Annotated in this window: 5 protein-coding genes and 1 pseudogene; all 6 read left to right on the forward strand. The window is 64.6% G+C overall.

The features are described from left to right. On the forward strand, positions 1 to 2,270 hold a 2,270-nt coding region (locus EOA36_RS18925), incomplete at its 5' end, for an alpha-2-macroglobulin (RefSeq protein ID WP_145969217.1). Between the two features lie 245 nt (positions 2,271 to 2,515). Continuing rightward, positions 2,516 to 4,606 (forward strand): penicillin-binding protein 1C, encoded by a 2,091-nt coding sequence (pbpC, locus tag EOA36_RS18935; protein ID WP_245464406.1) that lies wholly within the window; start codon positions 2,516 to 2,518, stop codon positions 4,604 to 4,606. A gap of 204 nt (positions 4,607 to 4,810) precedes the next feature. Further along, positions 4,811 to 5,559, forward strand: a pseudogene (locus EOA36_RS18940) (M15 family metallopeptidase). Positions 5,560 to 5,770: 211 nt separating this feature from the next. Further along, the gene (locus tag EOA36_RS18945) at positions 5,771 to 6,799 is read left to right on the forward strand and encodes a sulfate ABC transporter substrate-binding protein (RefSeq protein ID WP_127278932.1); all 1,029 of its coding nucleotides are present in this window, start codon (positions 5,771 to 5,773) and stop codon (positions 6,797 to 6,799) included. A 23-nt stretch (positions 6,800 to 6,822) separates the two neighbouring features. Next, entirely contained in the window at positions 6,823 to 7,674 is an 852-nt protein-coding gene (gene cysT, locus EOA36_RS18950) for a sulfate ABC transporter permease subunit CysT (protein WP_127278933.1), read from the forward strand. Further along, positions 7,667 to 8,551, forward strand: coding sequence for a sulfate ABC transporter permease subunit CysW (gene cysW, locus EOA36_RS18955; RefSeq protein WP_127278934.1), 885 nt, complete (start codon positions 7,667 to 7,669; stop codon positions 8,549 to 8,551). Before cysT ends, cysW begins: the two co-directional genes overlap by 8 nt. Positions 8,552 to 8,570: the final 19 nt, after the last annotated feature.

An 8,570-nucleotide genomic window follows, 5' to 3' on the forward strand; every position in this document is an offset into this window, starting at 1 on the left:
AGCAGCTGTCGATCCCGGTTTCCGTGGCCGGCGTGCAGCCGGGCACCAACGCCTATGTCACCGTTGCCGCCGTCGATGTCGGCATCCTCAACCTGACCAACTACAAGGCGCCGGATCCGGAGAACTGGTTCTTTGGCCAGCGCATGCTGGGCATGGAGATCCGCGACATCTACGGCCGCCTGATCGATGGCTCGCTGGGCACCACCGGCAAGCTCAGGACCGGCGGTGACGGCGCCAACATGCAGACGCAAGGCAGCCCGCCCACTGAAAAACTGGTCGCCTTCTTCTCCGGCATCGTCCAGCTCGACGCCGACGGCAAGGCGCGGATCGACTTCGACATCCCGCAGTTCAACGGCACCGTGCGCGTCATGGCTGTCGCCTGGACCAAGGAGGCGATCGGCCATGCCCAGTCGGACGTGATCGTGCGTGATCCCGTTGTGATCACCGCCGGCCTGCCGCGCTTCCTGGCGCCTGGCGACAACGCCGTCATGCGTCTCGACGTGGCCGACACCGACGGACCGGCCGGCGACTATGCGCTGTCGATCGATACGACGGGGGACCTGTCGACAGGTGACAAGCCCCTGCCCCAGAAGCTGACGCTCGCCCAGGGTAAGCGCCAGACCTTGACCGTGCCGCTGATCGCAAAGACGGCGGGCAATGCCTCGCTGACCATCAAGCTGGCGCATGCGGACGGCACCAAGGTCGAGCAGACGCTCTATGTCCCGGTGCGTCCGGCCCAATTGCCGGTCACCACGCGCCTCGTGGTCGACCTCAAGGGCAATGGCGGCGCGCTTCGCGTCGACAAGGAGCTGCTGGCTGCCAGCCTGCTCGAAGGCGCATCGGTCAGCGTCGGCGTTTCGCAGGCTGCGGCCTTCGACGTGCCGTCGCTCTTGATGACGCTCGATCGTTACCCCTATGGTTGCGCCGAGCAGACCACCAGCCGCGCCATGCCGCTTCTCTACGTCAACGAGATGGCATCAGGCGTCGGCATGGAAAGCGACCCTGAACTGCACGGCCGCATCCAGGATGCGATCTACAAGGTCCTGAGCTACCAGTCCTCGAGCGGCAGCTTCGGCCTGTGGGGTCCGGGCTCCGGCGATCTGTGGCTCGACGCCTATGTCAGCGAATTCCTGACCAGGGCGCGGGAGCAGAAATACGACGTGCCGGCTCTGGCGATGAACCAGGCCCTGAACAACCTGCAGAACTCGCTCGGCTACGACCAGAGCGTACAGGACCGCGGCAGCGAGATCGCCTACGCCCTCTACGTGCTGGCCCGCAACAAGAAGGCCTCGATCGGCGATCTGCGCTACTACGCCGACACCCAGCTCGAAGCCTTCTCGAGCCCGATGGCCGTCGCCCAGTTGGCGGCGAGCCTTGCGCTCTATGGCGACACGCAGCGTTCGGAGGCGACGTTCAAGACCGCGCTGCAACTGGCCAAGTCGAGCACCGACTACGACTGGTACCGTTCCGACTACGGCTCGGCATTGCGTGACGGCGCGGCGATGCTGTCGCTGGCGGCGGAATCGAAGCCGGTATCGACGATCGTGCCCGAGCTGATCAAGCTGGTGACAAGGAAACGCGCCGAAGCCCGCTGGACCAGCACCCAGGACGATTCCTGGATGCTGCTGGCGGCGCGTGCGCTGAAGGAGGGCAATGACTCCATCGCGCTGACCGTCAACGGCGCGCCGCATTCCGGCGGCTATTCCAACCAGGTCAACGGCTCAGACCTGGTCGACAGCCCGCTCGAAATCACCAACACCGGCAAGACCCCGCTGCAGGCCGTCGTCACCACCGTGGCGTCGCCGATCCAGCCCTTGCCGGCCGGCGGCGACGGCTTCACCATCAGCCGCACCTACTACAAGCTGGACGGCACCGAAGCCAATGTGACGGAGGCCACCCAGAACGAACGCTATGTCGTCGTGCTCAAGGTCACCGAGCAGAACAGCTGGCCGTCGCGCCTGCTGGTCACCGACCTGTTGCCGGCCGGCTTCGAGATCGACAATCCGGGCCTGGTTTCCAGCGCCCAGTTGACGAACTTCTCCTGGCTGGCGCAGACCGACGCCGCGCATCTGGAATTCCGCGACGACCGCTTCGTCGCGGCATTCAACCCGGCCGACAGCGACCACGACCACAATCTGACGCTTGCCTATGTCGTGCGCGCCGTCACGCCGGGCACCTATGCCCATCCGGCGGCAACGGTGGAGGACATGTACCGGCCGCAATATTCGGCCCGCACCGCCACCGGCATGATGGAGATCAAGGCGCCGTAAGGTGCCTTGGCGGATATGAACGTGAGGCTTGCGCTGCCCCTCATTGCCCTGCCGGGCATTTCTCCCCGTATAGTGACGGGGAGAAAGGGGCTAGCGCCGACCGCCGCGACAGCTCCCTTCTCCCCGTCACTATTCGGGGAGGTGAGCCGTGGTCCGCGCAGCGGACGAAAAGCCAATTGCTTGGCTTTTCGAACGGCGAACGCCCGAAGGGCCGTCGTGCCGGCAGGCGGATGAGGGGCAGCGCCATGCTCTCCAAGAAATTCATTCGGCGGGCCGCATTTGCGGGAGCATCGCTAGCCGTCGTTGCGGCAACCGCCACCGCCGCCCTCTGGGAACTCGACCGCGTCTTCCCCCCACCATTGCCCGCAACTCTGACCGTCTCCACCGAAGTCCAGGACCGCGACGGCCAGCTGTTGCGCGCCTTCGCCACCCCGGACGGCTACTGGCGGCTCGAAACCCATCTCGACCAGGTCGACAAGCAGTTCGTCGACATGTTGGTGACCTACGAGGACAAGCGTTTCTGGGACCATGAGGGCGTCGACGTGCTGGCGCTGGCGCGCGCCGCCGGCCAATTCGCCACCAGCGGCCATATCGTTTCCGGCGGCTCGACCCTGTCGATGCAGCTTGCCCGGCTGATCGAGCCGCGCGAAAGCCGCAGCCTCGGCTCCAAGATCAAGCAGATGCTGCGCGCCATCCAGATCGAGCGGCGGCTGTCGAAGCGCGACATCCTCGAGCGCTATCTCACGCTGGCGCCCTATGGCGGCAACCTGGAAGGCGTGCGCGCCGCTTCGCTCGCCTATTTCGGCAAGGAACCGAAGCGGCTCACCGTTTCCGAGGCCGCCCTTCTCGTCGCCCTCCCCCAATTGCCGGAAAAGCGCCGGCCCGACCGCAACCTCCAGATCGCCCACGCCGCGCGCGATCGTGTGCTGAGCCGCATGGTCTCGTCAGGCCTGATCGGCGAACGCGAGGCGGCACGCGCCGCACTTGACGATGTCTCGGGCCTGCGCCGCACCTTGCCGGCGCTTGCCGCGCATGCCTCCTATGCGATGCTTCCCAAGGCCGTTCCGGGTCAGCCGCTCAAGCTGACGATCCGCAAAAGCGTCCAGCAAGGACTGGAACAGGTGGCGCGCGATGCCGCCACCAAGCTCGGGCCGCGTCTGTCCGTCGCCATGGTGCTGGCCGATGCCCGCACCGGCGACATTCTGGGCGAAGTCGGCTCGGCCAATTTCTTCGATTCCAGCCGTTCCGGCTGGATCGACATGACCAAGGTCGTGCGCTCGCCCGGCTCGACGCTGAAGCCGTTCATCTACGGCCTCGCCTTCGAGCAGGGACTGGTGGCGCAGGAAACGCTGATCGAGGACAGCCCGGTCGATTTCAGCGGCTACAGGCCGAAGAATTTCGACATGGGCTATCAGGGCGACGTCTCGATCCGCCAGGCTTTGCAACTGTCGCTCAACGTGCCGGCGATCCGCGTGCTCGACGCCGTCGGCCCGGCGCGGCTGACGGCGCGCTTCCGCCAGGCGGGCGTCAACCCGATCCTGCCGGTCAATGAAGCGCCCGGCCTGGCCATCGGCCTCGGCGGCGTCGGCGTCACGCTGCGCGACCTGGTCCAGCTCTACACAGGGCTCGCCAATGGCGGCAAGACGCATTCGCTGCATGACGGCACCGAGCCGGCCAACGCCGCGAGTTCGACCACCACCATCCTCAACGACCAGGCCAACTGGCAGATCGTCGACATTTTGTCGGGTGTGAAGCCACCCGAAGGCGCCCTGCAGCGCGGCATTGCCTACAAGACCGGCACCTCTTACGGCTACCGTGACGCCTGGTCGGTCGGCTTCGACGGCCGCTATGTGCTGGGTGTCTGGGTCGGCCGGCCCGATGCCGGCGCGGTGCCTGGTCTTTCCGGCTATGTCTCAGCCGCCCCGATCCTGTTCGAAGGCTTTGTCCGCTCGGGGCTGGCGACCGTACCGCTGCCGGGCAAACCGCCCGGCGCCTTCACCCCCAAGCGCGAGGACCTGCCGGTGACGCTTGCCCGCTTCGGCGCCGGCGCGGATGGCCTGGTGCAGGCGACCCCGACCGAACCCGCGCCGACCATCATCTTCCCGCCGGATGGCGCCCGCGTCGATCTCGCCACCAACTCGGCCGATGCGTCGCCACTGGTGCTGAAGCTCCAAGGCGGCCGGGCGCCGTTCCGCTGGCTGGCCAACGGCAAGCCGCTCATCGGCCTCGATCGCCGCCGCACCGCGACATGGCAGCCCGACGGCGCGGGTTATTCGACGCTGACCGTCATCGACGCGGCGGGACGGGCGGCCAGTGTGAAAGTGTTCGTTGAATAGGCTGCGTCAAGGGACTCAGGAGACTAGCCTTTCGAGGTCCGGGAATAAGGGATAAATTGCCTGATGTCCGGTGCGAGGCGCCCCCCTCCGGCCTGCCGGCCATCTCCCCCTAAAGGGGGGAGATCGGATGGCCAGGCCGCTTTCGGCAATGACCAACGGCGGCGCGCGACGCAAAAGCTGCCAATCTCCCCCCTCGAGGGGGAGATGCCCGGCAGGGCAGAGGGGGGCGTGCCACGCCATACCTTACGCAGTATAGCCGCCATTTTAGCGGCTTTCTTCGCAGTCACTCTTCCCGCCTCGGCCGATCCCCTGCCCACCGGCTTCGTCCGATTGGCCGCCATCGATGCCTCGATCCGCCATGACATCCGCTATTCCGGCGCCGACAATTTTCTGCATCGCAAGGTAAGCGGCTATGATGCGCCGGTCTGCATCCTCGCCCGGCAGGCGGCCTTAGCCGTTGCCGGGGTCCAGAAGGCAATGGTCGCCAGGGGCATGACGCTGATCGTGTTCGACTGCTATCGCCCTGCCCGCTCCGTGGCCGACATGGGCGATTGGACGACCGCGGGCGGGCCGCCTGACCCGCAATGGTATCCGAAGGTCAAGCGCGGCGACCTCATCGCCGAGGGCTATGTCGCCCGCCAGTCGGCACATTCGCGCGGCTCGACCGTCGATATCGCCATCGCGCCGGCCGACAGGATGTCCGTGCCGAAACCGGCCTGCGGCGCGGTCGATGCCAACACCCTCGATTTCGGCACCGGCTTCGACTGCTTCGACCGGACGAGTGAGACCGCGCATCGCCGCTCGGCGCCGAAGCGGCGGCAAACCGCAAGCTCCTTGTCGATGCCATGCGTGCGGGAGGTTTCAGGAACTACGCGCGAGAATGGTGGCATTTTACGCTCGACCAAGAGCCATTTCAAAAGCAGCGCTTCGATTTCCCGGTGACCGCCGAGTAACCCGCCCAGAGCAGACTTGCCCGGCAACTGCGCGTCCCTAGATAGGCCACAGGGCGGACCGACTCCGGCGCGGAGCAACCGCGAGGAAAATATTTCTCATAGCCGCGGCAGAACGCCGGAGATTTTCTCCAGGGAGGCAAAAAAGGCAACATTCAATGCATCTAATTTCTATAATTTCGGTAGATTTGGCGCGGGTTCAACGGAGGCAGAAATGACCAAACCTCATTTCAGGAAACTGCTCGGCGCACTGGTCGCCACATCTGTCCAGTTCGGCACGCTCGGTTTCGCGTTTGCCGACACCACCATTCTCAACGTGTCCTACGATCCGACGCGCGAGCTCTACAAGGCTTATGACGAGGCCTTCGCCGCGCATTGGAAGACAGAAACCGGCGAGACGGTGACGATCCAGCAGTCACATGGCGGATCGGGCGCCCAGGCCCGCGCCGTGATCGACGGCCTCGACGCCGATGTGGTGACGCTGGCTCTCGAAGGCGACATCAATGCCATCGTCTCCAAATCGAAAAAGATCAATCCCGATTGGCGCAAGAAATTCGAAAACAATTCAGCGCCTTACACCTCGACCATCATCTTCCTTGTCCGCAAGGGCAATCCCAAGGGCATCCACGACTGGAACGACCTCGTCAAGGACGGCGTCCAGGTGATCACGCCCAACCCCAAGACGTCGGGCGGCGCGCGTTGGAACTATCTCGCGGCCTGGGCCTATGCCAACGCCAATGATGGCGGCGACGAAGCCAAGACCAAGGAATTCGTCGGCAAGCTCTATGCCAATGCTCCCGTGCTCGACACCGGTGCGCGCGGCTCGACAGTGACCTTCGCGCAAAAAGGCCTTGGCGACGTGCTGATCGCCTGGGAAAACGATGCCTATCTGGCGCTCGACGAGTTTGGCGCCGACAATTTCGACATCGTCTATCCGCCGACCTCGATCCTGGCCGAGCCGCCGGTGGCCGTGGTCGATGCCAATGTCGACGCCAAGGGCACGCGCAAGGTGGCCGAGGCCTATCTGAGCTACCTCTATTCCAAGGAAGGCCAGACCATCATCGCCAAGAACCATTACCGGCCGTCCAAGCCCGAACTGGTTCCGCCCGAGGATCTCGCCAAGCTGCCGCCTATCAAGCTGATCACCATCGACGACCCGCTTTTCGGTGGTTGGAAGAAGGCACAGCCTTATCATTTCGGCGACGGTGGTATATTCGACCAGATCTACAAACCGGCCCAGTGAGCTAAAACCTAGATCAGGACGATATGACCACAGCACCCGCGCAGGCGGGGTGGCGGTTCAGACAGCCGAGCGTCATTCCGGGTTTCGGATTGACGCTCGGCTTCTCGCTTGCCTACCTCACCCTCATCATCCTCATACCGCTATCCGGGCTGATCTGGCGTTCGGCCGCTCTCGGCTGGATCGATTTCTGGGCCATCGCCACCGATCGCCGCACCCTCAACGCACTTGAAATCAGCTTCGGCACCGCCTTCATCGCGGCTGTCGTCAATGTCGTTTTCGGCACGCTCGTCGCCTGGGTGCTGGTGCGTTACCGCTTTCCCGGCCGCCGCATCGTCGATGCCATGGTCGACCTGCCATTCGCGCTGCCGACGGCGGTGGCCGGCATCGCGCTGACCACGCTCTACGCGCCGAACGGCTGGATCGGCAAATTGCTGATGCCGCTCGGCATCAAGGTCGCCTACACGCCGCTCGGCATCGTCATCGCGCTGGTCTTCATCGGCTTGCCCTTCGTCGTGCGCACCGTGCAGCCGATCATGGAAGAAATCGACAAGGAGGTGGAGGAAGCCGCCGCCACGCTTGGCGCCAGCCGCTTCCAGATCATCACCCGCGTGCTCTTTCCGGGCCTGGCGCCGGCCATCATCACCGGCTTCTCGCTCGCCTTCGCGCGCGGCGTCGGCGAATACGGCTCGGTCATCTTCATCGCCGGCAACCTGCCCTACAAATCCGAGATCGCACCGCTTCTGATCGTCATCCGGCTGGAGGAATACAATTACCCAGCGGCGACCGCGATCGCGGCGATCATGCTGGCGCTGTCGTTCGTCATGCTGCTGGTCGTCAATCTGGTGCAGACATGGAGCCGCAAGCGCTATGGCTGATCCCGAGATCAAATCCTACGAACCGTATCACGAGAGCCGCTCGGCGGCGGTGACCGAAAGCCGCCCGGCGCAGGCCGTGCTGATGGCCATCGCTTTCGCTTTCCTCGGCATCTTCCTGCTTTTGCCGCTGATCATCGTCTTCCACGAGGCGCTGGCGAAAGGCGTCGGTGCCTATACGCAAGCACTGGGCGAACCGGACGCACGCTCGGCCATCCACCTGACACTGCTTGTCGCGGCGATCTCGGTGCCTCTCAATGTCGTCTTCGGCATCTCCGCCGCCTGGGCGATCGCCAAGTTCGAATTCAAGGGCAAGGCGTTTCTCACCACGCTGATCGACCTGCCCTTCTCGGTCTCGCCCGTCATTTCGGGTCTGGTCTACGTGCTTCTGTTCGGCGCCCAGGGGTTGCTTGGCGAGTGGCTGAAGGCACACGGCATCCAGATCTTGTTCGCCGTGCCGGGCATTGTGCTGGCCACCGTCTTCGTCACCTTCCCCTTCGTCGCCCGCGAACTGATCCCGCTGATGCAGGAACAGGGCAATGGCGACGAGGAGGCCGCCCTTTCGCTCGGCGCCAATGGCTGGCAGACCTTCTGGTTTGTGACCTTGCCCAACGTCAAATGGGGCCTGCTCTACGGCGTGCTTTTGTGCAATGCGCGCGCCATGGGCGAGTTCGGCGCGGTTTCGGTGGTGTCGGGCCACATACGCGGCCTGACCAATACCATGCCGCTGCATGTCGAAATCCTCTACAACGAGTACAACGCCGTCGGCGCTTTCGCCGTCGCCTCGCTGCTTGCCGGGCTGGCGCTCGTCACGCTGGTCTTGAAAACACTGCTCGAGATGCGCTACGGCGCCGAACTCGCCGCGACGCGCGGACATTAGAAGGTTCATTGTATGGAAG

The organism is Mesorhizobium sp. M8A.F.Ca.ET.021.01.1.1, assembly GCF_003998025.1.
Taxonomy (GTDB): Bacteria; Pseudomonadota; Alphaproteobacteria; order Rhizobiales; family Rhizobiaceae; genus Mesorhizobium.

Excerpts from the sequence above, each read along its gene's own strand:
- EOA36_RS18945 (WP_127278932.1), top strand. The coding sequence starts at position 5,771 with ATGACCAAACCTCATTTCAGGAAACTGCTCGGCGCACTGGTCGCCACA.
- pbpC (WP_245464406.1), top strand. The coding sequence starts at position 2,516 with ATGCTCTCCAAGAAATTCATTCGGCGGGCCGCATTTGCGGGAGCATCG.
- cysT (WP_127278933.1), top strand. The coding sequence starts at position 6,823 with ATGACCACAGCACCCGCGCAGGCGGGGTGGCGGTTCAGACAGCCGAGC.
- cysW (WP_127278934.1), top strand. The coding sequence starts at position 7,667 with ATGGCTGATCCCGAGATCAAATCCTACGAACCGTATCACGAGAGCCGC.